22 protein-coding genes and 1 pseudogene are annotated in these 25,498 nt (G+C 71.3%); 12 read left to right on the top strand and 11 right to left on the bottom strand.

Annotated elements, in window-relative coordinates; all coding sequences use genetic code 11:
* The first annotated feature begins 87 nt into the window (after nucleotides 1-87).
* A complete protein-coding gene (locus tag IO36_RS13710) occupies nucleotides 88-2,358 on the top strand; it encodes an outer membrane protein assembly factor BamB family protein (protein ID WP_051900402.1) in 2,271 nt (756 codons plus the stop codon).
* 183 nt (nucleotides 2,359-2,541) lie between these two features.
* Here IO36_RS13710 and IO36_RS13705 read toward each other — a convergent pair whose 3' ends face one another.
* Nucleotides 2,542-3,129 (bottom strand): GNAT family N-acetyltransferase, encoded by a 588-nt coding sequence (locus IO36_RS13705; protein WP_051900400.1) that lies wholly within the window; start codon nucleotides 3,127-3,129, stop codon nucleotides 2,542-2,544.
* Between the two features lie 303 nt (nucleotides 3,130-3,432).
* Here IO36_RS13705 and IO36_RS13700 point away from each other — a divergent pair, with 303 nt between their 5' ends.
* On the top strand, nucleotides 3,433-3,996 hold the full coding sequence (locus IO36_RS13700; RefSeq protein WP_037619764.1) for an RNA polymerase sigma factor: 564 nt from the start codon (nucleotides 3,433-3,435) through the stop codon (nucleotides 3,994-3,996).
* Complete coding sequence (locus tag IO36_RS13695) at nucleotides 3,993-4,937, top strand: hypothetical protein (protein WP_037619763.1); 945 nt, start codon at nucleotides 3,993-3,995, stop codon at nucleotides 4,935-4,937. Before IO36_RS13700 ends, IO36_RS13695 begins: the two co-directional genes overlap by 4 nt.
* Nucleotides 4,938-5,111: 174 nt before the next feature.
* On the opposite strand, the gene IO36_RS43060 is transcribed toward IO36_RS13695, so the two are convergent.
* Nucleotides 5,112-7,295 (bottom strand): FG-GAP repeat domain-containing protein, encoded by a 2,184-nt coding sequence (locus IO36_RS43060; protein ID WP_051900398.1) that lies wholly within the window; start codon nucleotides 7,293-7,295, stop codon nucleotides 5,112-5,114.
* Between the two features lie 256 nt (nucleotides 7,296-7,551).
* Here IO36_RS43060 and IO36_RS13685 point away from each other — a divergent pair, with 256 nt between their 5' ends.
* Nucleotides 7,552-8,418 carry a PhzF family phenazine biosynthesis protein gene (locus IO36_RS13685; protein ID WP_037619762.1) on the top strand — a complete coding sequence of 289 codons (867 nt, stop codon included), beginning with the start codon at nucleotides 7,552-7,554 and terminating at the stop codon, nucleotides 8,416-8,418.
* A gap of 199 nt (nucleotides 8,419-8,617) precedes the next feature.
* Here the strand turns inward: IO36_RS13685 and IO36_RS13680 are convergent, their stop codons facing one another.
* Both IO36_RS13680 and IO36_RS13675 read right to left on the bottom strand, forming a co-directional pair.
* Nucleotides 8,618-9,409: a hypothetical protein gene (locus IO36_RS13680; RefSeq protein ID WP_037619761.1), complete on the bottom strand. Its 792-nt coding sequence runs from the start codon at nucleotides 9,407-9,409 to the stop codon at nucleotides 8,618-8,620.
* A gap of 232 nt (nucleotides 9,410-9,641) precedes the next feature.
* The gene (locus IO36_RS13675) at nucleotides 9,642-11,309 is read right to left on the bottom strand and encodes a beta-1,3-glucanase family protein (protein WP_037619760.1); all 1,668 of its coding nucleotides are present in this window, start codon (nucleotides 11,307-11,309) and stop codon (nucleotides 9,642-9,644) included.
* A 519-nt stretch (nucleotides 11,310-11,828) separates the two neighbouring features.
* Between IO36_RS13675 and IO36_RS13670 the strand changes: the two genes are divergently transcribed.
* The gene (locus tag IO36_RS13670; RefSeq protein ID WP_051900396.1) at nucleotides 11,829-12,890 is read left to right on the top strand and encodes a porin PorA family protein; all 1,062 of its coding nucleotides are present in this window, start codon (nucleotides 11,829-11,831) and stop codon (nucleotides 12,888-12,890) included.
* Between the two features lie 134 nt (nucleotides 12,891-13,024).
* Here the strand turns inward: IO36_RS13670 and IO36_RS13665 are convergent, their stop codons facing one another.
* Complete coding sequence (locus IO36_RS13665) at nucleotides 13,025-14,248, bottom strand: oxygenase MpaB family protein (RefSeq protein WP_037619759.1); 1,224 nt, start codon at nucleotides 14,246-14,248, stop codon at nucleotides 13,025-13,027.
* Nucleotides 14,249-14,522: 274 nt separating this feature from the next.
* Between IO36_RS13665 and IO36_RS13660 the strand changes: the two genes are divergently transcribed.
* Nucleotides 14,523-15,665: an acyl-CoA dehydrogenase family protein gene (locus IO36_RS13660; RefSeq protein ID WP_037619758.1), complete on the top strand. Its 1,143-nt coding sequence runs from the start codon at nucleotides 14,523-14,525 to the stop codon at nucleotides 15,663-15,665.
* 35 nt (nucleotides 15,666-15,700) lie between these two features.
* Here IO36_RS13660 and IO36_RS13655 read toward each other — a convergent pair whose 3' ends face one another.
* The 3 genes from IO36_RS13655 to IO36_RS13645 all read right to left on the bottom strand — a co-directional run bounded on the left by IO36_RS13655 (nucleotide 15,701) and on the right by IO36_RS13645 (nucleotide 17,819).
* Nucleotides 15,701-15,940 carry a hypothetical protein gene (locus IO36_RS13655; protein WP_037619757.1) on the bottom strand — a complete coding sequence of 80 codons (240 nt, stop codon included), beginning with the start codon at nucleotides 15,938-15,940 and terminating at the stop codon, nucleotides 15,701-15,703.
* A 64-nt stretch (nucleotides 15,941-16,004) separates the two neighbouring features.
* Complete coding sequence (locus tag IO36_RS13650) at nucleotides 16,005-16,331, bottom strand: hypothetical protein (protein WP_245173258.1); 327 nt, start codon at nucleotides 16,329-16,331, stop codon at nucleotides 16,005-16,007.
* 249 nt (nucleotides 16,332-16,580) lie between these two features.
* Entirely contained in the window at nucleotides 16,581-17,819 is a 1,239-nt protein-coding gene (locus IO36_RS13645; RefSeq protein WP_037619756.1) for an MFS transporter, read from the bottom strand.
* Nucleotides 17,820-17,927: 108 nt separating this feature from the next.
* On the opposite strand from IO36_RS13645, the gene IO36_RS13640 reads away from it, so the two are divergent.
* From IO36_RS13640 to IO36_RS13620, 5 genes and pseudogenes are all read left to right on the top strand, one after another.
* A complete protein-coding gene (locus IO36_RS13640; RefSeq protein ID WP_037619755.1) occupies nucleotides 17,928-18,476 on the top strand; it encodes an ArsR/SmtB family transcription factor in 549 nt (182 codons plus the stop codon).
* Between the two features lie 234 nt (nucleotides 18,477-18,710).
* Entirely contained in the window at nucleotides 18,711-19,121 is a 411-nt protein-coding gene (locus IO36_RS13635; protein ID WP_037619754.1) for a hypothetical protein, read from the top strand.
* A gap of 395 nt (nucleotides 19,122-19,516) precedes the next feature.
* Nucleotides 19,517-20,329, top strand: coding sequence for a class I SAM-dependent methyltransferase (locus tag IO36_RS13630; protein WP_037619753.1), 813 nt, complete (start codon nucleotides 19,517-19,519; stop codon nucleotides 20,327-20,329).
* 122 nt (nucleotides 20,330-20,451) lie between these two features.
* Nucleotides 20,452-21,270 carry an SAM-dependent methyltransferase gene (locus IO36_RS13625; protein WP_037619752.1) on the top strand — a complete coding sequence of 273 codons (819 nt, stop codon included), beginning with the start codon at nucleotides 20,452-20,454 and terminating at the stop codon, nucleotides 21,268-21,270.
* Nucleotides 21,271-21,387: 117 nt separating this feature from the next.
* Nucleotides 21,388-21,461: pseudogene (locus IO36_RS13620) on the top strand.
* Nucleotides 21,462-21,488: 27 nt separating this feature from the next.
* On the opposite strand, the gene IO36_RS13615 reads toward IO36_RS13620, so the two are convergent.
* The 3 genes from IO36_RS13615 to IO36_RS13610 all read right to left on the bottom strand — a co-directional run bounded on the left by IO36_RS13615 (nucleotide 21,489) and on the right by IO36_RS13610 (nucleotide 22,905).
* Complete coding sequence (locus IO36_RS13615) at nucleotides 21,489-21,974, bottom strand: HIT family protein (RefSeq protein ID WP_037619751.1); 486 nt, start codon at nucleotides 21,972-21,974, stop codon at nucleotides 21,489-21,491.
* A gap of 60 nt (nucleotides 21,975-22,034) precedes the next feature.
* Complete coding sequence (locus IO36_RS47705; protein WP_107065700.1) at nucleotides 22,035-22,265, bottom strand: hypothetical protein; 231 nt, start codon at nucleotides 22,263-22,265, stop codon at nucleotides 22,035-22,037.
* A gap of 229 nt (nucleotides 22,266-22,494) precedes the next feature.
* On the bottom strand, nucleotides 22,495-22,905 hold the full coding sequence (locus IO36_RS13610; protein ID WP_158997336.1) for a hypothetical protein: 411 nt from the start codon (nucleotides 22,903-22,905) through the stop codon (nucleotides 22,495-22,497).
* Nucleotides 22,906-23,402: 497 nt separating this feature from the next.
* Between IO36_RS13610 and IO36_RS13605 the strand changes: the two genes are divergently transcribed.
* The gene (locus IO36_RS13605) at nucleotides 23,403-25,193 is read left to right on the top strand and encodes a fatty acyl-AMP ligase (RefSeq protein WP_037619749.1); all 1,791 of its coding nucleotides are present in this window, start codon (nucleotides 23,403-23,405) and stop codon (nucleotides 25,191-25,193) included.
* The last annotated feature ends 305 nt before the right edge of the window (nucleotides 25,194-25,498 follow it).

Raw genomic sequence — 25,498 nt, 5'->3', positions numbered from 1 at the left:
GGTGAACCCCACGGCGCCCTGGCGTGGTTCGAGGTGAATGGCGGCGACCCCCGGGTCACGGAGCAAGTAGAGGTGTGCGGGTTGGGCATGGTGCAGGATCTGGAAGCGGGGGATCCCCGCCAGGTCGGGCGGTACCGGATCGTCGGGCGCATCGGCGAGGGCGGCATGGGGCAGGTGTTCCTGGCGCACTCGCCCAGCGGCCGAGCGGTCGCGATCAAGGTGGTGCGCCCGGAGCTGGCCAGGGAGGCCGACTTCCGGCGTCGTTTCGCCCGTGAGGTCGCCGCCGCCAAACGCGTCAACGGGGCGTTCACCGCGGGGGTGGTCGACGCCGACCCCGAGGGAACCCCGGCCTGGCTGGCCACCGTCTACGTTCCCGGTGTCTCGCTCGCCGAGGCGCTCGCCGGACATGGACCCTGGTCGGCGTCCGCGGTCGTGACCCTGGCCGCCGGACTGGTCGAGGCTCTGGAGGCCGTGCACGCGGCCGGAGTCGTCCACCGCGACCTCAAGCCCTCGAACGTGCTCCTGGCGGCCGACGGCCCCCGGGTGATCGACTTCGGGATCTCGCTCGAGAGCGAGGCCAGCGCCCTCACTCAGACCGGCATGAGCATCGGAACCCCTGGCTTCATGTCCCCCGAGCAGCTCCTCGGCGAACGGGTGGGCCCGGCCAGCGACGTCTTCGCCCTCGGCGCCATCCTCGCCTACACGGCAACCGGCACCGGCCCCTGGGGCACCGGCACCCCGCACGCGCTGCACTTCCGTGCCGTCTACGAGCAGCCGGACCTCAGCGCCGTCCCGGCGGAGCTGCGCGACATCGTGGCCACCTGCCTCGCCAAGACCCCAGACGAGCGGCCCACTCTGGCCGACCTTCTCGAGCACTTCACCGGGAAGTCATCGGACGGGCCGACGACGGTCACGCCCGTCGCCGCGACCACCTGGATGCCGGCCCCGGTCGCCCGCCTCGTCCAGGAGCACGCGACCGGCACGATCACCCCGTCCCCGGTGCCGGCCTCGCCCGTACCCGGCGGCGCAGGCACGCCCCTCCCCGCCCCCGCGCCCACGGCAGTGCAACCACCCGGACCGGACGCTCCCAAGGAGACCGCGCTCCATCAGGCGGCCACGCGCACCGGAGAACAGCCCACCCCTGACAATCCCGTGGCCGCCGACCCGGTGGAGCCCACGGACGGAGCACCCGAACCGACAATGCGGCCCGCCGAGCCGCACGGCACGGTCTCCAGACGGCGCGCCCTGTTCGCGCTGACCGGTGGCGTCCTGGCCGCCGCGAGCGCCCTCACCGTCTGGAACGCCCTGGACGACGACTCTCCCGGGAGGCATACCGATGGCTCCGGGTCGGGGTCCGGTACGGGCCGTTCCCGGTCGGGAGCCGCGTCCGCTTCTCCCCGGCCCGCAACTGCGCCGGGTACGGCGTTGTGGACCTTCCCCGCGCCCGCCGCCGTGTACTCGCCGGTGGTCGCCGACGGCGTGGTGTACGTCGGCAGCGACGACCACCGTCTCTACGCGGTGGACACCTCCACCGGCAAGAAGCGCTGGCACTTCGGCACCGGTGGCGAGGTCTCCACGGCACCGGCCGTGGCGGACGGATCGGTGTTCTTCGGCAGCGGTGACCACCGTTTCTACGCGGTCGACGCCGCCAGCGGCAAGAAGCGCTGGACCTTCACCACCGGCGGCGCCGTGCACTCGACGCCGGCCGTGGCGAACGGTGTGGTGTTCTTCGGCAGTCGCGACCACCTTCTGTACGCGGTCGACGCGGCGAGCGGCAGGAAGCGCTGGACGTTCCCGGCCGGTGCGACCGTCGGTTCTCCGGTGCTGGCCGACGGTGTGCTCTACTTCGGCACCCACGACCACCGCCTGTACGCCGTGGACGCCGCGAGCGGGAAGAAGCGCTGGACCTTCACCGCCGACGACGTCGTACGCGCCCCGGCGATCGCCGACGGCACGGTGTACGTCGGCAGCGACGACCACCACCTCTACGCCCTGGACGCCGCCAGCGGCAAGAAGCGCTGGAGCTTCCCCGCCGGCGGCCCCGTGCGTCTGCCGGTGGTGGCGGACGGCGTGGTGTACGTCGGCAGCGACGACCACCGCCTGTACGCGGTGGACGCCTCCACCGGCAAGCAGCGCTGGTCCTTCATCTCGGGCAACGCCGTGCGGCTGCCCGTGGTGGCGGACGGTGTGGTGTACGTCGGGAGCGACGACCGTCGTCTGTACGCGGTGAACGCCGCGGACGGCAAGCGGCGCTGGGAGTTCCCCACGGGCGACGCCGTGGTCTCGTCGCCCGTGGTGGCGGACGGCGTGGTCTACACGGGCAGCCAGGACCGTTCCCTGTACGCGATCAAGACCTGAGGTCCCGTTCCCTCGCCACCAGGCACCTGACGGCGAGGGAACGTGGGAAGACGCCCGGCGCGACGGTCATGTCGCGGCGGGCGGAATGCTCGGGGGCGTCCGCATGGCGCGTGGTCCGCCCGGCGGGGACGCCAGGTGGGCGGGGCTTCGCGGATGCGCCTCTGGGCGAAGGAATCGGTCCGGTCAGCCGGCGGAGGCGGCCGGGGTCATCGGCGGTGCGTCGGCTCTCAGGGCGGTCCACTCCTCGCGCAGCAGCCCGAACAGCACGCCGTCGTACCATTCTTCACCCACCCGTACGGCGGCGCGTCGGCGTCCCTCCTCGACGAAACCCGCCTTGCGGAAGGCGTGGACGGCGCGTTCGTTGCCGCTCCAGGTCTCCAGCTCGACGCGCCGGAGGCGGCACGCCCCGAACAGGTGGCCCAGCAGCAGGCGCAACGCCTCGGAGCCGTAGCCCCCGCCCCAGTGGTCGCGCTCGCCTATGACGACGCCGACCGTCGCCCGGCCCGCGAACGGGTCCAGGTCCCGGTAGTCGGCCGTGCCGATCACTCGGCCATCGGCCATGTCCTCCACCGTGAACGTGGCCTCGGAGCGCGGGTCCTGACGGAGTGTGGAGTCGTGGAAGCGTTCCATGGACTCGCGGGTGATGGGCCCGTAGTGCGGGTCGCCGCCGGTGGCCCAGTGCGCCACCTCGGGGTCGTTGCGCCAGCGCAGATGGGCCTCGAGGTCGGCGGCCTGCGGGGCGCGCAGTCGTACGAGTGTGCCTTCGATCATGTGGTGATCATATGGATCTTGGAGGTAGGTCCTCGGCGGCGGTGCTGCGACAGGCGGTCGCGCGGTCGCTCGCCTGTTCCGCGTGGCTCACCCGGCCCGGGGTGAACGCCCGGTCCAGGTGAGTGCTGGTCAGGCGGGTGCCGGTCCGCGTCGTCGGCGGCGCAGGAACCGACGGGCGCACGGTGCCACCCTTGGCGTCGAGCCGGTAAGACCCGACACTCCCCATGTCGTGCGAACGCTCCCGCCCCCTGCGTGCAAGTACGGGTTGAGGCCGCCGCCCCGGCGGCTCGGATAGGAGATTCCATGGACCGGGACGAGGATCTGCTGGTACGCGCCGCACGCGAGCCGGCGGCATTCGAACCCCTGGTCGATCGGCATTCCGTCGCCCTGCACGGCTATCTCGTACGCCGTGCGCCGACAGCCGCCGACGACCTGCTCTCCGAGGTGTGGCTTCAGGCCTACGCCACCCGCCACACCTATGACGCCGCCCGGGGCTCTGCCAGAGGATGGCTCTTCGGCGTCGCGAGGAACGTACTGGCCCGGCACTGGCAGACCCTCTCCCGGACTTCCGGTGCCCCGCGGCGGACGTCGGAGATCCCGGAGGTCGACCCGTGGCGGGCGGTCGACCAGCGCCTGGACGTCGCGGCGGTGGTGCCGGAGCTGCGCAACGGGCTCGCCCAGCTTCCCGAGCCGGAACGCGAGTTGCTCCTGCTCGTGGCCTGGGAGCAACTCACGCCGAGTGAAGCGGCGGCCGTCGTGGGGATCCCCGCCGGCACCGCGCGCTCCCGGCTCCACCGGGCCCGCACCCGACTGCGCGTGGCGCTGTCCGGGAGCACTCTGACGAACCTGACGGGAGACTTCGCATGACGCACAAGGACCAGGACATCCACGTTCTCGACTTCCCGGGCGCCACCGCCCTCAGGAACGCCGGACGGACCGAATCTCCCGACCCGAAGGTGCTGGAAAGGACCCGTGCCCTCGTCCTCCAGGCGATCGCCGCGGACACCGACCACGCCGTACCCACCGCGTCCGCGGCCGCCGTCGTGGTCACGTCCCGCTTCGGAAGGCGCCGGCTCCTCGCCTGCGCCGCCGCCGTCGCGGCCGTCGCCACGGGGTTCGCCGTTCTGCCGGTGGTCGGCGTGGGCAGCGAGCCGGCAGCCACCGTCTCGGCCGCCGATCTCTTCAACTCCCTTGCCGACAGGGCCGCTTCCGGAGGCCGGGGGCAGGCTCCGTACTGGAAGACCACAGTCAGGACCTGGGTGGAAGGCGACAGGACCCACACCGACACCTACTACCTGAGCCGCGACGCGCTCGTCATCAAGACGCAGAACGGTCGAACCGTCACCAAGAAGGCTCCACCGGGGGGAACCAGTTGGCGTGTCGGCACCCGGCAGGTGAGCTGGGGCAACCTCGACAAGCTCCCCACGCGGCCGGACGCCCTGCGCCGGATCCTGTCCGCGGGTGCGAAGGGGGCGTCCGCCGCCGAGCAGACCGTCCGGCAGTCGGGCGAGCTGCTGACCGGCTCACCCGCCTCCCCGCGCCTGCGCGCCGCGCTCTACCGCGTTCTGGCGGACACACCCGGAGCCGAGGTCACACCAGGAGTGAAGGACGGAGCCGGGCGAACCGGAGCCCGGATCTCCTGGAAGTGGTCGGACAACGTCGCGCACAGTCCCCACGATCCGAACTGGATCGTGAGGCCGTCCGACGGACAGATCCTCGAGACCATGTCGACGCGTGCGGGAGACGCGAGCCACATCACCGAACGGACCACGTACCTGTACGCGGGTCCGGCCGACAAGGTCCGCTGAGTCGCCGCCCCGGGAACCGCGGAGCCTCCGCCGGCGGTTCCCCGACGGCCGGGTCCCCATTCCCGAGAGTGCATCGGTCCACGACGCCATTCATGGCGTCGCGTGCCCGGTGAGACGGTTGCCGCGGCTCGCCGTGCGCGCCGGCCCCCGCGGGAGCCGGCGCGCACGGTCCGGTCAGCCGAGGGACGCCCAGTTCTTCCAGTACGTCGCATCGCCCGCCTGCACACGGCCCTTGAAGGTGCCGGTCCCCGTACCCGTGTTCAGCCAGAGGTTGTCGGAGGTGTCACGGGAGACGAGGTCGTTCTTGCCGTCGCCGTTGATGTCACCCGCGCCGATGACGTCCTTGTAGGTGCGGCCCCAGTCCTTGAAGACCTGGACCCGGTCCTTGAGCTTGCCGGTGCGGGTGCCGTTGTAGCGCCAGAGCTTCCCCGTGCTGTCGAGGGCGAGCACGTCACCGAGGCCGTCGCCGTTGAGGTCGCCGGCACCGATGACCCGCTTGTAGCCGGTCCAGCCGGAGCGGATCTTCACCCGCGGCAGGAAGCCGTTGGTGCCGTTGTGGGCGTACAGGTAGAGGTCGCCGGTGACCTTGTTCCGGGCCAGCAGGTCCGGGCGGCCGTCACCGGTCTGGTCACCGCTGGAGAGCAGGGTGTCGTACGCGCTCCAGTCGCTGGACAGACGCTTGTAGGGGGAGTCGGGAGTGGGGAGGCCGCCGCAGACGGGCGTGTAGAGCCGCGCCTCGCCGCCCGGCATCCGCACGACGAGGTCGTTGCACCGGTTGCCGTCGAAGTCGCCGAACGGCACGACCTTGGTCTCGGCCGCCCACGGGCGCTCCTGGAAGGTGCGCACCGGGTTGGCGGCGTCCTGCGTCAGCATGTTCATGGTGCCGCTGCGGCCGATGCCCAGGATGTCCGAGCGGGTGCTGTCGGCGTAGTCGCGCCACTTGGGCAGGGCACGGGTGCCCGTGGTCGCCGTGTACGAGGAGACGGAGCTGCCGTCGGTCGCCGCCTGCGTCCAGACCGCCACCGGACGTCCCTTGTCGTCCGCCGCCACGGCGCCGGTGCTGGTGGTCCCGTCGGTCAGGGAGTTGAGGGTGTGCGACTTGCCCACACTGCCGACCCCGACGGTCTGGGCGACGAAGTCGCGGCGGACCGTGCGGCCGTCGACGTAGCGCCTCTGGGTGTACGTGACGACCAGCGAACCGTCCGCCGTCCGGGTGCTGGAGTACGACCCCGACTCGGTGTTGTCGGCGAGGTCCTGCGGGGCCTTCCAGCCGCCTGTCGACAGCCGGGTGGCGACGGCGGGGCCCGAGGCCGAACCGACCGCCGACACATCGCCGTTCGGGGCGGTCAGCAGTTCGGCGGGCCGGGTGCCGTTCGCGTAGATGCCGGTGCTCTCGGCCGGTCCCCAGTTCGCGGCCCCTGCCGCCTTGCGGGCGTAGTTGTTGAAGGAGAGCAGATGGAAACCGCCCTGGGGGTGCGCCGCCAAGGTGACCCGATTGGGCTTCTCGCCGAGCTGCGGCAGGTCCCGCGGCACGGTCCAGGAGGCCGAACCCGCGGGCTTCTCCAGGTACTTGTAGTACCACTGGTATGCGGTGGGGTCGTAGTCCACCCCGTCACCGGTGTAGTAGCTGTCCCCGCCCCAGATCAGTCCGATCGTGCCGTTCTTGTCGACGGCGAGGCGCAGGTCGTGCAGGTGGTAGTCGTAGACGTTGTCGGTCCGGACGATCGGGTCCGGGAGCCGGTCCAGGACCGTCGGCGCGGACCACGCTGCCGTCGGGCCGGAGCGCTGCGTCACCGTGAGGCGGTTGTCCTTGTCCATCCAGGCGACGGCCTGGACGCCCGAGGTCCCGGCCGCGACGGTGGCGGAGACGGCCCCCGTGGAGGAGCCGTTCGCCGGGATGCCGGTGGCGACGGCCTCGGCGGGCCCGAAGGCCGTGGCGTCGGGCGCCAGCCGGGACATCCGCAGCGTTCCGCTCGTCGCGTCGGCGGCCTTCTCCCACCACAGGAGGGTGAGCGCACCGTCGTCCGTGCGCTGGAGCGTCGCACCGGCGACGGACTCGACCGACCCCCAGGCGGTGCTGCCCGCCGGTCTGACCGAGAGCACGGTCTTGCCGCCCTGGACGAAGAGTCCCGCCACGGTGCCGTTCCGCGAGGACTGGAGGGCGATCACGCGGGTGACGCCGGCGAGCTGCTTCGGCGTGGCCCAGGGACCGGTCCCCACGGCGGGCGTCGTGGCGGCGGCGGTGGTGGTGCCCGACGTGGCGGTGGACGGGACCGCGTGCGCGCAGGGCGCGGTCACCGCGAGTGCGAAGACGGGAACGAGCGCGCTTCCCAGCAGCGCGCGTGAGTGCATGTTCATCTGTAGGCCCCCCCGGGCTTGATCTCTTTGAACGTACAACAGCCTATATCAGTCAAGATCACGAGTGGTGGCGCCGGCGCCCCTGCGCCCTCGCTCCGACCTCATGTCGGCCCACCACTCGTGAGCTGGGCATTCGTGGCCGTTCGGCCGCCCCGCGCACCGGGTTCGTCGACAGGCGCAGCCCACGGGTGAACGCGCGAGCGTCCCCCGGGCGGAGGCGGGGAATAGGCGGCGGGTGTTTCGTATTGCCACGGACATGACGACGAATACACCGAACGCCGACGTCCTTCGCTACACCGCGTTCTCCAGCGACCCCGAGGGCGGGAACCCCGCCGGTGTCGTTCTCGATGCCACCGCCCTGGACGACGGTGACATGCTCGCCATCGCGGCCGACCTCGGCTATTCGGAGTCCGCGTTCCTGACCCCGTCCTCGGGGGAATCCGGCGGCACGGCGTACGACATCCGCTACTTCAGCCCGAAGGCCGAGGTGCCGTTCTGCGGGCACGCCACCGTCGCGGCCGCCATCGCGCTGGCCGAGCGGACCGGGCCGGGTGAGCTGGTGTTCACGACGCGCGCCGGAGTCGTGCCGGTGGAGGTGACCGACGAGGGCGGGACGCTGCGCGCCACGCTCACCAGCGTCGAGCCGCACCTCGTGGACGTCGCCGACGAGGACCTCGACGAGGCCCTGGCCGCGCTCGGCTGGGACCGGAACGAGCTCGACCCCGCCTTCCCGCCCCGTGTCGCGTTCGCCGGTGCCCGCCATCTCGTCCTCGCGGCGGCGACCCGCGCCCGCCTCGCGGATCTGGACTACGACTTCGCGCGCCTCGAAGCGCTGATGCACCGACTCGACCTGACCACCGTCCAGTTGGTGTGGCGTGAGTCGGCCGCCGTCTTCCACGTCCGGGACCCGTTCCCCGTCGGCGGTGTCGTAGAGGACCCGGCGACCGGCGCCGCGGCCGCAGCGTTCGGTGCCTACGTCCGTGAGCTCGACCTCGCGCCCGAGGACGCCGTCCTCACGCTGCACCAGGGCGAGGACCTGGGCCGTCCCGGTGTGCTCACGGTGACCCTGCGCGCCGGCGACCCCCGTGTCCGCGTGAGCGGAGCGGGAACGCGCATCGGCTAGCCGTTCGTCGGTGCGTGTGGTCGCCATCGCCTCGCGGGGGTGATTCGGTGGATGTCCCGGCACGGCGGCGAGGTGCTCGACCTCGCCGCCGCTCCGGCGGTCGTCTCGCCGTGGGTACGGAGTCCTCTGGGCCCGGGCCGGCCCGGCGCCCGTACGGTACGGTCACCGACCGCGCCGCCGGGGGACCGGCCCGGCGCCGTCACCGCACGTCGACGAAGTCGCCGGTCGCCGTCGCGGGGCCGGTGGTGGTGCTGCCGGCGAAGACGAAGCGGTAGTAGCCGTCCTGCGTGGCCTTGGTGGTGGTCTTCAGCGCGCCACTGCCGCCGCTGGTGATCGTCTTCAGCGTGGTGTAGGTGCTGCTGCCCTTCTTGCGGAACTGCAGCTTGACCGAACGGCCCTCGTAGCCGGTGTACGTGCCGGTCTCCCAGTTGGCGCGGCTCAGCTTGCCGGTCACCGTGACGGTCTTGCCCGCCTTCACCGGCTCGGGGGAGGCGTTCACCGTGATCCTGGCGTACCGCTTGATCTGGGCGGTGCCGGCGACATCGACGGCCGTCCAGTCGTCGTTGGGGTCCTGTGCCTCGCCCAGCACCTTCCAGGTCCCGGCGAAAGTGTTGCGGTCGAACTCCTGGGCGGCGTCGATGCCGAAGCTCAGCTTGCAGGTGTAGGTGGTGCGGTCGGTGGGCGACACCGTGCACGTGCCCGCAGGCGGCACGAGCGGCAGCCTCCCGTCGGCGTCGTCGGTGTTGGGCCCGTGCCACAGATAGGCCCAGGAAGCGGCGACGCCGTCCGGGTCCGTCACCGTCCACGTGATCGTGACGGTCTTCTTGGTGGTCAGGCCGAGGACGATGTCCTTGCCGCCGTTGACGACGACCTTCGAGAACGTCGCGTCGCCGGGCGCTGCCCGGTCCGCCGCGTCGGCGACGGCCGGTACCGCGGACGCGGCGAGGACGGAGGTGAGGAACGCGGCCGCGGCGGCCGGGCGGATGCGCATGGAATCCCCCTTCGGGATCTACTGGATCGTCGGCTCGCCGTCCCCTCTCGGTGAACCGGACGATGAGTCACGCTGCCTAGACCCTCGACCGCCGGTGTCGGTTGCCCTGATGTTCGAAACAGTGGAGCCCGTCTGCGGCTCGCCGCCTGACGAGCTGGACGAATCGTGTTTCCCGGGCGGGACTCCCCACGGACGAGGGGCCGTAACGCCCCCCGTCCGCCGGTTCCGGATGTCAGCTGGTGAAGGTGAACCAGTTGACGTTGGTGAAGTCCGACGTGCTGCCCGAGAACACCAGATAGACGTCATGGACCCCGGTGGCGGAGGCGACGACGTTCGCGGGGACCGTCTGCCAGTTCTGCCAGCCGCCGTTGTTGGCGAAGTCGATCTCGGCGATCTTCGTGCCGCTCGTGCTGTCGAGCCGTACCTGGATGGCACCGCTGACCCCGGCAGCGGCCCCCGACGCGATGCGGGCCTTGAACTGGGCCGGGGAGGTCGAACCGAAGTCGACGGAGGAGAACTTCAGCCAGTCGCCGTTCGAGATGTAGCCCACGTCGCTGCCGCCGCCGGTGTCGGAGCAGCTCTCGGTGGTGGTCCCGTTCTGCGCCGAGTACGACTCCGCCTGGATGGTGCTGTAGGCGCTGACCGACCCCGAGCCGCCCCCCGATCCTCCGCCGGAGCCGCTGCCCGCGCCCAGGGTGATGCTCCACGAGGTGGGCGCGCCGTCCTGGATGTGCCCGTCGACGGGGGCCGACCCGGTGGGGCCGACGTCGTCGTAGGGGAAGGCGTAGCCGATGCTCGCGTACTTGTGGACCAGCCGTGCGTAGTGGTTGGTGATCGGGTCCGTGTAGTACTGCGAGGGGGTCACGCCGTCGGGGTTGTTGTTCCCGCCGGAGACCAGCAGTGAGCTGCGGTTGATCGCGGCGGCGAGCCGGGCGGCGATCGCCCCGCGGGCGTCCCCGCCGGAGTTGTAGAGGGGACCGGACGCGCAGCCGAAGATGTCGACGGCGCTCGGCTTGGTGAACGGGACCCCGTTGGTGTTGAGACCCGAGAACACGATGGCGTTGCCCGAGACCGTGCCGGTGTAACTGCCGATGCTTCCCTGGCCGTTGATGGTCAGCGGAGTGGAGGCGTAGTGGCTCCAGACCCGGTTCAGATAGTCGTCCCAGTAGCCGCCGAAGCCCACCGGCGAGTGCGCGGGTGCCATGACACGCAGGACCGCACCGGATGAGTCGGTGACCACCAGCCGGTCCCAGGGTGCCCCATCGGAGGCGTGTTGGGCCTGCAGTCCGGAGGCGATGGAGCCGAGGGCGCCGGCCGGCAGCGGACTGACCGACTGGTTGCCCCCGCTGCCGGTGCTGGACATCGAGATCGGCAGGGCGACCATGTCGACGTAGGAGATGTTCGCGTACAGGTTGGCGCTGTTGAACGTGAACTCGCAGAACGTCCAGTTGGTGGCCCAGTTGGGGTCGGAGCTCACGAGCGCCGGCTGGACCACTCCGGGCACGGTGCCCGGGTTGACGAAGAACTGGAGCTTCTGGCCGACCGAGAACCAGACGCGGCCGCCGATGACGTAGTCGGTCAGCGTGATGGTCTTGGCGGCCGAACCGGAGGCGCCCAGCGCGATCGAGTAGTCGGCGATGGGGGTCACCGCGGACGACGGGTTGGGCAGCCGGTTCAAGGCGCCGTTCGCCGAGACGAAGACCGGCCAGCCGCTGCTGTCGGTACCGGATATGTAGGCGTAGACGGTGTCGTGTCCGGAGTTGTTCGCCAGTTTCACGGGGAGCGAGACTCCCGCCGCCGCGGCGGCCGAGGTCAGCGGGGAGACCGGTGAGAACGGGCTGAGCGCGGCCGTACCGGCCACGGCGGCGGCTCCGGACAGGAAGGAACGACGGGAAACCACGGGGGGCCCTCCCGGAGGGGGTGATGGTCCGTCAGCACAGGGACGGTTGGGGGGAGTTGAATCATGTGGGGTTCTGTGCGGGGGTGACGTTATTGGACTGGACCAATACAGTCAAGGTTGCGGAACGATTACGTCCGTGTGATCCACTCGGGTCTCGACGGGAGCCTTGAAGGTATGGCCCCGTGACGTGAAGCCGCGCCGCCGGGCGGTGTGTGTCCGGTTGGTGCGGGGGTGGCGGCCGGTGCGTGTGGGGTCGCGCGGAGAGGTGCATCCGTGTGTGCGGGAGCCGGCCCGCGGCCCAATTCCGCTACTTATCGATCGCTAGGGAAACGTGGGCGAATCGATCCCGCCCGTGCCGGGTGTCGTGCGTCAAAAGGCGCTCTGTGTACGGCATGTCGGGGTTCGGGCAGGAGTATTGACCCTGTGTCGCACGGCTCGTAACTTACCTAGCGCTCGCTAAGTACAGCTGAACGCACATCGAGTGGCAGCCCATCGGCATCCCGTCCCGAGGAGAGCGCCATGCGCAAGAGCAGCTGGATTCTGACCGGGTCGGCGGTGGTCCTGGTGGCCGCCTCCGCGGTCACCCGCTTCACCCTCTATCCCGACCTCCATCGCATACCGTCCGACGCCGACACCACCTTCCACTACCGGGGCACCGCCTCCCTGCTCAACGCCCCCGCCCTGCAGGCCGGAGACAGCGCCCACGCCTTCCTGCGCGACCTGCCCGTCACCCTGGACTGGCGTGTCGCCGTGAAGGACACCAGCGGCGAGACCGCCGTGGTCCTCGACCGGGCCGTGCTGCGGAGCCGGGACGGCAAGCAGCTGAACGCCGCCCGGCACACCTGGGCGGTGGACCGGCGAACCCTCGCCGAGCGCCCCGCTCCCGCCGGTTCCGGCGCCGAGCGGCACACCGGACTGGTCATCTCCTGGCCGCTGGAACCCGAGAAGCGCGACTACCGCTTCTGGGACACGGGCATCCGCAAGGCGGTGCCCGCGCGCTACATGGGTCAGGAGTCGGTGGAGGGGCGAGACGCGTACCGGTACACCGTCGACGCCACCGGACCGCTCGCCGACCCCGCCACCCTGAAGGCCCTGCCCGCGGCCCTTCCCCGGAGCGCGGTGACGGTCCTCGCCGCCGCCCTGCCCGCGGACCGGCGACCGGACAAGGTCGTGCTGGCGGCCCTGCCCGAGGCGGTACCTCTCACATACACCTCCACCACCGCGCGTACCGGGTGGGTCGACGCGGACACCGGCCTCGCGCTGAACGGCAGTCTCCATCAGACGGTGCTCGCCCGGACGCAGACCCCGGACGGCCCGGTCGCGCTGTTCCCCGTCACCGACGTGACCGTCAAGGGCGCACCGGCCTCGGTGCGCAAGCAGGCCCAGGGCGCCTCCACCGCGCAACGCGCCTGGTGGTGGCTGAGTACTGGAGTGCCCCTCGGGCTGCTCGCCGCCGCCCTCCTGGTGACGGCCGTCGCGGTGGGGCTCGCCCGCCGCCGGGCCGTCGCGGACAACGGTCCCGCCGGCGACGGCGGTTCGGCCGGGGACGAGCGCGAGGGCGCCGCGACGCCGGCCGCGTGATGTGGGCCGCGTGACGCCAGGCGTCGTGCTCGATGGTCCGGGAGTGCTGCCAGGGGCGGTGGGCGGTGGGTGGACTGCCGCCCCTGGCAGCGTTCGGGTGGGTCCGGTGGTTCGTGCGGTTCGGGCGGTGCGGGTCAGCCGGGGCGGTTCGTGTCCGGGATCGTGATGGCGATCGGCTGCGCCTCGTTCAGGAAGAGCAGGACGAACTGACGCAGCGCCTCTTCCAAGGTCCAGGCGACCGCCGGGATCGCGGGCAGCGGGATGAGCCCCTCGCGGAAGGCCACCAGGAGCGGCCAGACGGTCGCGATCAGCGGCTCCAGGATCGGCTCCTTCGACAGCCCGATCATGTCGCCGATCCGGTCGCCGAGCGTGTAGCGGGAGAACGCGCTGATCAGGGGTCGGGTCAGACCGAGGTCGAGCTGGGCCACGATACCGAGGAGGACGTCGGTCAGCGCCTTGCCCTCGGGGGTGGAGGCCAGCAGCGGGTCGAGCAGTTGCTTCGACTGGGCGTCGGCCGCGTCCCAGGACGCGGGGATGTACTCGTCGCGCACGCCGAGCATGTGGGCGCTGACCTGCCACACGTGCAGATACGCGGCCGCGTCCGCGGTGCTCACCCGGACGCCCCATTCCTTCATCTTGCGCATGACGAAGGTGGCGAGACTGTGCCAGGTGACCAGGATGTCCGCCTGGCTGATCGGCGTCGCCTGGCCCCCGCTGGTCCGGACCCAGGCCGGCGACTGCGGCAGCAGGTGCCGTACCGCCGCGTGCACCATCCGCGTCTTCACCGCGGTCACGATCATCGAACCCTGGGGCAGATACGCGTCCGTGGCCCCGATGTCGTAGCCGAGCTTCGCCGTCTTGGCGATGCGGTCCTTCATGTCCGCGCCGCCCTTGGAGTAGTAGACGGCGCGCGACTCCCGGGGGATGGCGGTGCTCATCAGGCCGCTGCCGAGGCCGTACAGCGCCCCGATGTAGATGCCCTTCGTCGCGTTGATCCGGGCGGCACGGTCGAGCTTGGTCCGGTCGGCCCACGAGGGCAGTTGACGTGCCTGGTCCATGAACTCCCGCAGATCCGCGGGGAGTCCGGCGGGCGGTGCCTGGTCGTTGCGTGTCCAGGTGGCCAGTTGATCGTTGATCGCGGCGATCCCGCCCCGGTCGAGGACGGCGGCGAGCACCGGATCGGCCTCCTCGTCCCACACCCACTGCGGGTCGAGGCCCGATCCGGAGCCCGCCACCGACGTGTCCGGTGCCCATGTCCACAGGGGGCGGGCGTCGGCTGGTGCGGCCAGACCCAGTGCCCCGAGGGCGCCCAGGGCCCCTCCCGTCGTCAACATCTTGCGCCTGCTCAGTCCGTCCATCGCGCTGAACTCCTCCCTGAGTCCGACTTCCTGATACGATGAAACACATTGAGGCTCTCAGTATCATCCAGAGGAGCACAGGCCGGGCGAGAGCGCCAGGGTCTTCACCGAATCAGGGAGGCGCCTGTGGAACCTGTGCCGCCGGGTCTCGCCGGACCCGGTCCACCCGGTCCTCCTGCTCAACCTGCTCGACACCGTTTTTCCCGCTCCGGCGCGGGAGGACCGACACCCCTCAGGACCGCATCCGCAGTGAAGTGAGAGGAAGAGGGACACCATGCCCCGAGCCCTGACGGACGAACGTCGCGACCTGGTCAAGGCGATCGGCGACTTCTGCCGCCGCGAGTGCGGCACGAAGGAACAGCGCGACAAGCTGACGGCCAACGGCCAGGAGCAGCACAACCAGCGGCTCTACGAGAAGATGGCGGCCCTCGGCTGGCTGGGCATCGCCGTGCCGGAGAAGTACGACGGCGCGGGCCGCGGCATGGTGGACCTCTGCCTGTTCCTTCAGGAGACCTCGTACGGGCGCGCGCCCATCAGCGGATTCGGGACCACCGTCATCGCGGCCGCCGCCTACGACAAGTTCGGCACCGACACCCAGAAGCGCGTCGTGCTCGAAGGAGTGACCAGGGGTCGGGTCGAGGCCATCTCGATGTCCGAACCGGGCGCCGGATCGGACGTGGCCGCGCTCACCTGCCGCGCGGAACGCACCGCCGGCGGATACCTGGTCAACGGGCAGAAGACCTGGTGCTCCAACGCGCACTTCGCCGACCACATCCTGCTCATCGCCCGCACCGGACGAGGCGGGACCAAGCACGAGGGACTCACCCAGTTCATGGTGCCGACCGATGCCGACGGCCTGCGGATCAGGGGCATCGACACCATGGGCGGCAAGGACGTCAACGACCTCTACTTCACGGACACCTTCGTACCGGACTCGGCCGTCGTCGGAACCCCCGGACAGGCGTGGAGCCAGTTGATGGCCGGGCTGAACCTGGAACGGATGATCCTCGGGGCGCTGATGCTGGGCGTGGCGCGGCGGGCGTTCGACGACACCGTGGCGTACGTCCGCCGGCGCGAGCAGTTCGGCCGGGCGGTCGGCTCGTTCCAGTCCCTCAAGCACCGCATCGCGGACATGGCCACCGAACTCGCCTGCGCCCAGCTCCTCTTGGACGACGTCGCCGCCGCCATCGAGGCCGAACCCGACCGGGTCTTCGCCCGCGAGGCGTCCATGGTGAAGCTCAAGTGCACCGAACTCGCCAAGCACGTGACCCTGGAGGGCATGCAGATGATGGGCGGCTACGGCTACGCCACGGAGTACGAGATGGAGGCCCTGCTCCGGCAGACGGTCGTGTCCACGGTCTACGGCGGGACGAGCGAGATCCAGCGCGACATCATCGGCAGGACGTACGGGCTGTAGCTGAACGGGCTTCCGGTGAAGGGGCGGCGCCCTTGTCAGGCGCTCACGTTGAACGTCGCGCAGGCCTCGACGCCGAGGTCGGCGAGCACGGCACGCAGCCGCTCCACCGCGAGACCGGGGTCCAGGGGCGCCTCGATCTCGACGTCGAGGTGGCAGCGTCCCATGCCGCCGCCCGCCCCGGTGATCTCGCCGTCGGGGCCCAGCGCGGCTTCCAGCGCTTCCTCGACCTCGTCGCGATCGACGGGCAGACCGGCAAGGACGATCTCGACGAACACCGTGCTGCTCCCTTCGACCCGGCTCAGACTGGCTCCGACCCGGCGAACCCTACCGGTCAGGGCCCTAGACCCAGTTCGCCCACCCGAAGGTGAACACATAGGCCCGGCGCCACGCGTCCCGGCCCCGAACGCCTCGAAGGAACATGACCGCCGCTGCCGCGAGAAACAGTGCGGCGAAGGCTCCGCCCACGCACACCCCGACGACGGGAGCCCCGAAACAGCTCAGGACCACACTGGCGACGACCACGATTCCCAGGCCGAGGTGAGCGGTCGGCACATCGGCGCGGATGACCTCCCGCATCGCCTTGCGCGTCGCCCGCATGTCGGAGTCGTACCGCTCCCGCGCCGCTTCGGGATCGGCGGCGGGCCCTTCCGGCCACTGTTGCACCATCGTCCTCCGTTCTTCGGCGGCGGTGCCGTCCTGCCGTCCTCGCGTGGAGGCGATGGTGCGGCGTCGTCGGGCCGGCCTTGAGGTGGAGCAGTTCCCAGCGGTGTCCGGAGTTCTCGATCAGCGCCTTGTAAGGGTTCCTGGCGGCGCGACTCCGGAAACTGTAGTCCACCGCCACATCGCGCCCTGCCCGCATCAACTCGACCAGCTCACAACGCTGTTCACGCCGGACCTCATCGGGGTGCGGCGTCGTCACCGATGGATCTCGGGCGCGGGTCGCTCGCCCGCCGCGGCCGTGGTCCGCGCGTCGCGGCCCGTCAGGGTGAGCGCGGAGGCGGCCGCCAGGCCGCACAGGCCCGCGGCGACGAGCTGCACCCGGTAGTCGAGGCGGGCGACCAGGCCCGTACCCACGAGCAGGGCGAGCCCGGTGGGTGCGTACATCAGGGTGCCGGCCGTCGCCGCGACCCGGCCGAGCAGCTTCGCCGGTGTGTGCCGCTGGACCGCTGTCAGTGCGGCGATCAGCGGGCAGGGCAGGCCGAGCCCGATCAACAGACCACCGCCGAGCACGACGGGCAGCCAGGGAGTCGCCCGCGCCAGCACGCCGAGGGCGAAGAGCGTGAGTCCGGCCGCCGCGAAGGCGCGCACCGGCATCCTGCGCATCAGCGCACCCGCCGCCAGCCCGCTGACGACCGAACCCAGCCCTTGGAGCGAGGTGAGCACGCCCGCGAAGGCGGGGGACCGGTGGAGTCCGGCGTCCAGCATCGCGTACGTGGCCGTGCTGCTGACGGCGCCCAGCACCAGCGTCGTCCCACTCGTGAGGACGAGCGGGCGCAGGACCGGGTGCCGGCGCACATAGCGGGCGCCTTCGGCGGTCTCGGCGGTCCACGACCGGCCGACGCGCGCCGCGGGCGGGCCCTCCTCCGCCCGGATGAGCCAGAAGGCGGCCGCGGCCAGGACGAAGGTCACCGCGTCCAGGAGGGCGACCGTCGGGCCGCCGAACGCGGCGAACAGGGCCGCGCCGCCCAGCGGTGCGACGAGCTTCATGCTCTCGATGGCGGTGAGCACCAGGCCGTTGAAGTCGCCGCGCAGTTCGTCAGGCACGGCAGCCGCCACCAGTGCGGTCTCCGCCGCGTCCGTGAGGACCATGCCCACCCCGACCAGCGTCAGCACGACGAACAGCAGCCAGACCCGTCCCGGCGAGCGCACGGCGAGCGCCGCGGTCATGACGACGGCCAGGGCCAGGTTGGTGGCGACCAGCAGTGGACGACGGCGCACCCGGTCCGCCACGGTGCCGATCGCGGGACCGGCGAAGGTCGGCAGCCAGATGCAGAAGCTGACGAGCGCGGCCAGGCTGCTGGAACCGGTGAGCGTCTTGACCCAGATGCCGGCGGCCAGCGACATCGCGGAGTCGCCGAAACCGGAGACGACAACTCCGCCCAGATACAGACCCGCGTTGCGGTCCCGCACGACCCTCAAGGTGTTCCAGCCCACGCCCGCCCCCTCTCGTCGTCGGTCGGCGACTGAGCGCACAACCTACCCCCAATGAAATGCTTGGTGGTAGTCGGTCCGCCCCGGCGTTGCGCGCTCTACGCTGGCTGCGTGACCGAAACCGATCCCGTCCTGCGCGCACTCGCCCATCCCCTGCGGCTGCGGATGCTCAGCCTCATGTGGCCGGGACCGATGTCGGCCGCCGAGCTCGCCCGCGAGCTGGACGTGTCGCACGCGCTGGCCAGTCAGCATCTGCGTCGGCTGGACGCGGTCGGTCTGGTCGAACTGGCGGAGGAACGCACCCGCCGCGGCGGCAGGGAGCGCCGCTATCGGGCGGTCCAGGGCACGCCGCTGTCCGACCAGCAGGACGGGACCCCGATGCTGGCGGAGACCATGGCGCACACCCTTCGGGAACGTGCGGGGCGCCGTGAGGCGGGCGGTGACGGCGTGACCGTCGACGCCGAACTGTGGGTGGATCCCGGAACCTGGCAGACCGTCCGGCGCCGCCTCGCCGAACTGGCCGACGAACTCCACGCGGCGGCCCGGCCGCCCCACACGCCGGGCACCGTTCCCCTCGGCGTCAGCATGATGGCGTTCCCGTTGCGGGACGAGGCGAAGGGCGAGGGCGGGGATGGCCGGCGCGTGACCGGCGAGGGGTGACCCGCGAGTGATGAGGGCCGGGGGAGTGGTGCTGCTGCTCGGGCCCGGCCCTCGTGGCGCGGACGGCCCGGTGCGGTAACTGCCCCGGTTTCATCGGGAGTCCGGTGCGGTCGCCCGCACGTGTGTGCGGTCGGGGGAACTCACTGTCACAGGATCGTCACCACAGGTATGGGCCGAGGTCGGCTCTGCCAGCCTGGCGGCCGATCATGTTCCAGGAGATTTCGGGGAGAACCTGTGCACCACCGTACGATCCCGGCCGCCCTCGCACTGGCCGCACTCGCGCTGCTCAGCGGCTGCTCCGGCGACGACACGGCGGATCCGTCCGGCTCCGGCGGGCGGCAGACGCCCGGAGCCTCGGCCGGACTGGGAGTGCCCGGCCTGTCCGACGGGGACACGGACCCGGCGGGTTCCGCCGCGCCGGATGGGACAGCGGGCCAGGGGCAGGCGGACTCCGGCTTCGCCGACCCGGTCGATCGCTGTGCCGCCGCGTTCGTGGCGCACCCGGACGGCAGCGTGCCCAGTGCGTGTGAGGGCCTGTCGCCAGATCAGCAGCGCGAGGCGGCCGAGGTCGCCGCGGAGGCGGAGAAGGCGGCCGGGGAACTCAGGGAGAAGGGGGACCAGGCGGCCATCGACCTCATCGGCTGACGGGCCGGACCGGCGAGACGGACCGGACGAGCGAGACGTGCCGGATCGGCCGGACCAGCCGGATCGGCAAGGCCGGCAAGGCCGAAAGGTCGGCAAGACCGGCAGGGCCGACCGGCAGAAACCTGCCGGTCTGGCGGCACTGGCTGGGGCGACCGGTCCGGACGCACCCGCTCCGCCCGGTGGCCGACGGCCCGTCACCGGGCCGCGCGGATCGGCCGATCGGGGGCGTCCCGTCCGGACACCCCGCGAGCCGTCCGCGCGTCGGCGCTGCGGCTCCAGGCCCGTTGGTCCGGTGCCGTACCTCCGGGCCGGTCGGCCATGGGTTAGCGTCGGGACGCCGCGGTGGTTGTCGCCGGGGTGACGGTTGCAGGGTTCGGACGGCGGGGAGCGGACGAGTGGCGCAGACGGGGTTCGACGAGTCGGAGCGGCGGGCCTGGGAGGGCCGGGCCGATGCCTACGCCGGCGGGTTCGCCCGGCTGTGCGCGTACACGGTGCCCGCACTCCTCGACGCCGCCGGGGTCGGGGAGGGGACACGGGTCCTCGACGTCGGTACGGGCACGGGTACCGCCGCCGTGCTCGCGGGCGAGCGGGGAGCGAAGGTCGCGGCGGTGGACGCCGAGCCCGACATGGTGGCCCGGGCCGCACTGGCGGCTCCGGCGGCCGACGTACGGCTGGCGGTACTTCCCCGTCTGCCGTTCGACGACGACGCGTTCGACGCCGTGGTCGCCAACTTCGTCCTCAACCACGTCGGTCGGCCTCGACAGGCCCTCACCGAGCTGCGCCGGGTGACGCGGCCCGGCGCGCGGATCGCCGCCACCGTCTGGGCGGTTCCCTCGGCCGCCGGGCAGGCGCTGCTGGGCAGGGCGGTCCAGGCGGCGGGCGTCACGCGTCCCGACCACGTACCGTCCCTGGCTCCCGAGGACGACTTCCCGCGTACGGAGCGGGGGTTCGCCGAGCTGCTCGGTGCGGCGGGTCTGACGGACGTCGTCTGCGACACCGTGACCTGGGAGCACCGCACGACGGCCGAGGAGTGGTGGAGCGGACCTGCCGCCGGAGTCGCGACGATCGGCCGCATCGTGACGAGCCAGCCTCCGGAGGTCGTCGCCCGGATCAAGGACCACTTCGCCGCGCTGAGCGCCGAGTTCGCCGCTCCCGGCGGCGAACTGGTGTTGCCCCACACGGCCCTTCTGGCCCACGGCCGGGCGTGACGGCACCCCATACCCGCGCCGTGCCCACGCGGACGGGCTGAATCCCGCTTCCTCCAGGGCTCATTGGATCGATGCGTCGAAGTGCTGGGCAGCGAGTTCTTCCGCGGGGGAGGATGGTCGTCATGACGAGCGAAGGCACCTCGATCGACGCCACCAGGCCCAGCATCGCGCGCGTGTACGACTATCTGCTGGGCGGCAAGGACAACTACGCCGTGGACCGGGAGATCGGCGATGTGTTCAAACGGGACCTCCCCGGCTCGGTGGCGATCGCCTTCGCCAACCGCTCGGCGCTGACCCGCGCGGTCGCGGAGATAGCGACGACCACCGACGTGACCCAGTTCATCGACCTGGGCAGCGGACTGCCGACCGCCGACAACGTCCACCAGGTCGCGCAGCGCCACACCCCCGAGTCCCGGGTGGTGTACGTGGACATAGACCCCCAAGTGCTCGTGCACGGAAGGGCGTTGCTGGAGGAGAACGACCGGACCCGGGTCATCGAGGCGGACGTCCGCGACCCCGAGGCCGTCTACAACCACCCCGAGACCCGGGAACTGATCGACTTCGAACGTCCGGTGGCGGTCGTGTTCAGCGCCATCCTCCATCACGTCAACGACGAGGAGGACCCGGCCGCGATCGTCCGCTACTGGCGCGAGCGCGTGCCCTCCGGGAGCTACTTCTTCGTCAGCCATTTCCGTTCGGGCAACAACGCGGAGACGGCCGAGGCGGAGAAGGTCCTCCAGAAGACGTTCGGGCGCGGACGCTGGCGCACCGACGAGGAGATCGCGTCCCTGCTCGACGGACTGGAGATCCTCGACCCCGGGGTCGTCCCCGCCTCGCTCTGGCGCCCCGCCCAGGTCGCCGAGCCGTCGATCGGCGGTGCCGGCCGGGAACTCACGGTATGGGAACACCTCATCGCGGCCGGGATGGCCCGCAAGGCCTGAGGGCACCTGCGCCCTGATGCCTTTCGAGCCGGAGTGGTGCGGCGCGTCGACCCCGCGGTGGTGCCTGAATCGTGATCGGTGCGGCCCGGGGCGGCTCGTATGATCGCCTGCGGGACAGGGTTCGTAGCGCAGTGGTCGTCGCGCCTTTCACCTCATGTAGGAGGACGCCGGTTCGAATCCGGTCGGGCCCTGTCCCGCCTGTCCGTCGGCGTCCGAGCTCAGGAATCGGAACGCGATCCGGGCGGCCGCACCGCTCCGCCGGACCAGGTCGACCGGAGGGCGAGGGCCAGGCGGTCCGCCTCGTCGGCGGTCACGGCCTGATCGGGGCTCCGGAGCAGGTCGAAGACGCCCGGGCCGCGGTGTTCGGGCCGCAGATCCGGCATCCGCGGTACGACGTGGAAGTGCACGTGCGCGAATCCCGCGGCTTCGGCGAACTGGACGACGTAGGTTTTGGCGCAGCCGGTCACGCTCCGCAGCGCCCGGGAGAGGTCGACCTGCCACACCCCGAGGGAGGCGGCCTCCGCGTCCGTGAGGTCGTGGATCGCCGTCACGTGGCGCCGGGGGAGGAGCACCAGCCAGCCGGGCACCGCTGTGCCGAAGGCGTGGACCACCCGCCAGTGTTCGTCGTACGCCACACACTCGCGTGGGGGAAGCCGGTCGAACTCCCCTTCCTTGCTGCACGGGTAGCAATCGGCGGTCGTCATGGATCGAGATCGTAGAAGCTTGCCGGACTGGAGAGGATCGTTCGTACAACTCGGCTCTGATCAGACGTAGGGGACGCCCGTGACCCACTGCAGCACGGTCGTCGACGCGGACAGCTCGCGGCCGATGGTCGGCAGGGCGACGTTGAGGATCGAGTTGTCGAGCATTTCGAACAGGAACACCGCGGACAGCCCCGCGAGAGCCGTCCCGGCCTCGCGAAGGGACTGTGGTGAACCAGCTTGTCCGGTCGGGGCGTTGACGCCCTCGACCGTTCCCTGACGTCGGACTTTCATCGCGCACTCCTTCGAGGTGAAGAAGTGGCGGCTCGTGCGAGTCCGCGTATGCGCGTGCGGTCCCCTGCCCATCGACCGGGGTCGAGGTCCTGCGAGGCCACACGTTTTTTACTTCCGGTGCCCCGATGCTACATGCGTCTGAAGGGGTCCCCTCGTGTGCGGGATCGAGAGGCGGCGGTCCGCGCTCCGGCCCACTGTCGTGACACCGTGCGTGCGACGCGGATTGCCCTCAGCCGAGTCCGATCCCGGTGAGCAGTGTGCCGATGGAGGCCAGCGTCAGTCCCAGCGGGATCAGGCTGACCCCGATCCCCACACCCAGGCTCTTCCTCTTCGCGGGGTACCACGGCACGCCCAGGGACAGCAGCGCCAGCAGGAACAGCACCAGGCTCGCGCCCATCGCGGCCTCCGTGTGCCCGCAGGGGTTGGCCGAGCTGCACGAGTCCAGCGCCATGGGGGACATCAGCAGCAGGAAGGCGGCGCCGAGCTGGACGGGCACCGCCACCAGGACACCGGCCAGCGGGGCGATCCACCACGCCCGCCGGGGCTGCGTCCGGGGTCCGGTGAAGGGGCCGGCGAGGGACGGCGAAGGTGACGGAGAGGCCGGCGTGGTGGCCTGAGGGCCGGCTGATGACGTGCTCATGGGCACAGTATGGCGCCTTGGTGAAGCTCTGGTGAAGGCCGGTCCGCCCGGGTGGCGCCCGGGGTGGGCATCGGGCGGCTCTCCGTCTCCGTGGTGGACCGGACGGCGTGGCTTCGCGAGAGGGGGCGACCGGCCGGCCCGGAACTTGTCCGGCATACGTGACGCGCTCCACATCTTGATCCAAGTCAAGCCGCCCACCAGCGACTTCACCCTGTTCATGGGTGGTGACAGACCGTCAGATCGCCCAATTCCCCATTTAGTACCCGGGGTTACATCTGTCGAGTCGGCCGAACTTGCTAGGGTGTTACTCGTTGGTAGCAATCCGTAGGGGGCCACGGGGAGCCGACGCGAGCGTCGTCGGCGATTCCCGGGCGGATTGGTCGAGATGGACGTTCTGGCAAGGGGGCCAGGCGGACACGGCATCTGCGCGTATCCATGACGCGGCCTTCGAAGTCCACTCTTTTCGCTCACTTATCCGAACAGGTGAGACTCCTCTTATGGCTCGTTCCCTGGTCGATCTCTTGACTCTGCACGCTTCCGCGCAGCCCGACCGAACCGCCTTCCGTTACCTCGTCACGGGTGACTGCGACGGAGAGATCCAGGACATCTCGTACGGGCGGCTCGCCCAGCGGTCCCGGGCCGTCGCCGCCTGGCTCCAGGAGCGCGGTCTGGCCGGCTCCCGCGTCATGCTGCTGTATCCGCCCGGCATCGAGTTCATCTGCGGGTACCTCGGCTGCCTCTCGGCCGGCGTGGTCGCCGTACCGGGCCTGCCCCCGCACGGGCGCTCGCAGAACCACCGCGCCGTTCTCCGGATGAAGCGCCTGATCGCCGACGCCGACGCCCAGGTGATCCTCGGCGGCCGCGAGGTGATCGCGGCCCTCGCCACCATGACGGAAGACCTGCCCGAACTGGCCGACATCACCTGTGTCGCCACCGAGGACATCCCCGACGCGGCGGCCGCGTCCTGGCGCGAGCCCGACCTCACCCCGGACTCGGTCGCCTTCCTCCAGTACACCTCCGGATCCACCTCCGCCCCGCGCGGGGTGATGGTGACCCACGGGAACCTGCTGGACAACGAGCGGGTCATCACGGAACGCATGGGCCACACGCCCGACGTGATCGAGGAGTACGACCGTGAACTCTTCGTCAGCTGGCTGCCCGTCTACCACGACATGGGGCTCATCGGCCCGGTCCTGAACGCGGTCTACCTCGGTGTCACCGCCACCCTCCTCTCCCCGCTCCATTTCCTGCAGCGGCCCGAACGCTGGCTGACCGCCGTCAGCCGGTACCGTCCGCACACCAGCGGCGGCCCCAACTTCGCCTACGAGCTGTGCCTCAAGCACGTCACCCCGGACCTCCTCGACACCCTCGACCTGAGCCGGTGGAGGGTCGCCTTCAACGGCGCCGAACCGGTGCGGGCGGCGACCCTGCGCCGGTTCGCCGAGACCTTCGGCGCGGCGGGATTCCGTCGTGAGGCCCTGTATCCGTGCTACGGCCTGGCCGAATCCACGCTGATCGTCACCGGCGGTTCGGTGCACGCCCCGCCGACACTGGCGGCCGGCACGACAGCCGACGCCACCGCGACGGCCGGCACCGGTGCCTCCGTCGCCGCCGACGGCGCGGGGCCGTACCTCGGTGCCCCGGACACCCGGTCCGTCGACGCGGCCGCCGTCGGCTCCGGCCGGCCCGGCCCCGGCGTCACCCTGGTGATCGCCGACCCCGATCGGCAGGAAGAGCTGCCCGAGGGCGAGGTCGGTGAGATCTGGGTGTCGGGCGCCAGCGTCGCCAAGGGGTACTGGCGCAACGCGCTCGCCACCCGGGAGACCTTCCGGGCCACCCTCGCGGGCCACGAAGGCCGCTTCCTGCGCACCGGCGACCTCGGATTCCTGCGGGACGGCGAGCTCTTCGTCACCGGGCGTCTCAAGGACCTGATCGTCATCGAGGGACGCAACCACTACCCGCAGGACCTGGAACTGTCCGCCGAGATGTCCCACTGGTCGCTGCGTCCCGGCTGCACCGCCGCTTTCTCCGTCGACGGCGGAGCGGCGGGCGAGCAGGCGGTGGTCGTCGCCGAGACGGCCCCGGAGGCGGCGGGGGAGTCGGAGAAGATCATCGATCTGATCCGGGGCGCGATCAGCGAGGCCCACGGCGTGCCGGTGCGTGACGTCGTGCTCGTCCACCCGGGGACCATCCCCAAGACCTCCAGCGGGAAGATCCAGCGCCGTGCCTCGCGGGCGGCGTATCTCGACGGAACGCTCTCCCTGGTCGGGGGGACCGAGACGGGATGACCGGCTCCGCCGACGGCGTGCCCGCACGCCGTCGGCGCGGCGACGGCGGCTGACCGCACGCCGGCCACCGGTCCGTCCCGGGCGCCGATGATCCGGTGTCCCGGGCGGTCGACGCGGCGGCCGCGCGGCGGCGCCACCTGGGTCGTACGGGTGCCGGACGCGGGTCGTGCGGAGTCCGTACCGGCGCCACCCGAGGTCGTGTGGACCCCGTACGGCTGCCGGACTCCGCCGCACGGCCACCGCCACCGCCCCCGGTCCGCCCCCCCCCGCCAGATGTCCGCCGTCCAGCCATTCACCCGTACCCC

The organism is Streptomyces aureus, from assembly GCF_000725495.1.
In the GTDB taxonomy this organism is placed as follows: domain Bacteria; phylum Actinomycetota; class Actinomycetes; order Streptomycetales; family Streptomycetaceae; genus Streptomyces; species Streptomyces aureus_B.
This window is presented reverse-complemented; position numbering and strand designations above follow the sequence as displayed.

Coding starts and splice junctions, on each gene's coding strand:
- IO36_RS13705 (WP_051900400.1), bottom strand. CDS start 3,129: ATGATCGAAGGCACACTCGTACGACTGCGCGCCCCGCAGGCCGCCGAC.
- IO36_RS47705 (WP_107065700.1), bottom strand. CDS start 22,265: ATGAAAGTCCGACGTCAGGGAACGGTCGAGGGCGTCAACGCCCCGACC.
- IO36_RS13710 (WP_051900402.1), top strand. CDS start 88: ATGGTGCAGGATCTGGAAGCGGGGGATCCCCGCCAGGTCGGGCGGTAC.
- IO36_RS13700 (WP_037619764.1), top strand. CDS start 3,433: ATGGACCGGGACGAGGATCTGCTGGTACGCGCCGCACGCGAGCCGGCG.
- IO36_RS13615 (WP_037619751.1), bottom strand. CDS start 21,974: ATGACGACCGCCGATTGCTACCCGTGCAGCAAGGAAGGGGAGTTCGAC.
- IO36_RS43060 (WP_051900398.1), bottom strand. CDS start 7,295: ATGAACATGCACTCACGCGCGCTGCTGGGAAGCGCGCTCGTTCCCGTC.
- IO36_RS13665 (WP_037619759.1), bottom strand. CDS start 14,248: ATGGACGGACTGAGCAGGCGCAAGATGTTGACGACGGGAGGGGCCCTG.
- IO36_RS13625 (WP_037619752.1), top strand. CDS start 20,452: ATGACGAGCGAAGGCACCTCGATCGACGCCACCAGGCCCAGCATCGCG.
- IO36_RS13695 (WP_037619763.1), top strand. CDS start 3,993: ATGACGCACAAGGACCAGGACATCCACGTTCTCGACTTCCCGGGCGCC.
- IO36_RS13605 (WP_037619749.1), top strand. CDS start 23,403: ATGGCTCGTTCCCTGGTCGATCTCTTGACTCTGCACGCTTCCGCGCAG.
- IO36_RS13685 (WP_037619762.1), top strand. CDS start 7,552: ATGACGACGAATACACCGAACGCCGACGTCCTTCGCTACACCGCGTTC.
- IO36_RS13650 (WP_245173258.1), bottom strand. CDS start 16,331: ATGGTGCAACAGTGGCCGGAAGGGCCCGCCGCCGATCCCGAAGCGGCG.
- IO36_RS13610 (WP_158997336.1), bottom strand. CDS start 22,905: ATGAGCACGTCATCAGCCGGCCCTCAGGCCACCACGCCGGCCTCTCCG.
- IO36_RS13670 (WP_051900396.1), top strand. CDS start 11,829: ATGCGCAAGAGCAGCTGGATTCTGACCGGGTCGGCGGTGGTCCTGGTG.
- IO36_RS13680 (WP_037619761.1), bottom strand. CDS start 9,409: ATGCGCATCCGCCCGGCCGCCGCGGCCGCGTTCCTCACCTCCGTCCTC.
- IO36_RS13660 (WP_037619758.1), top strand. CDS start 14,523: ATGCCCCGAGCCCTGACGGACGAACGTCGCGACCTGGTCAAGGCGATC.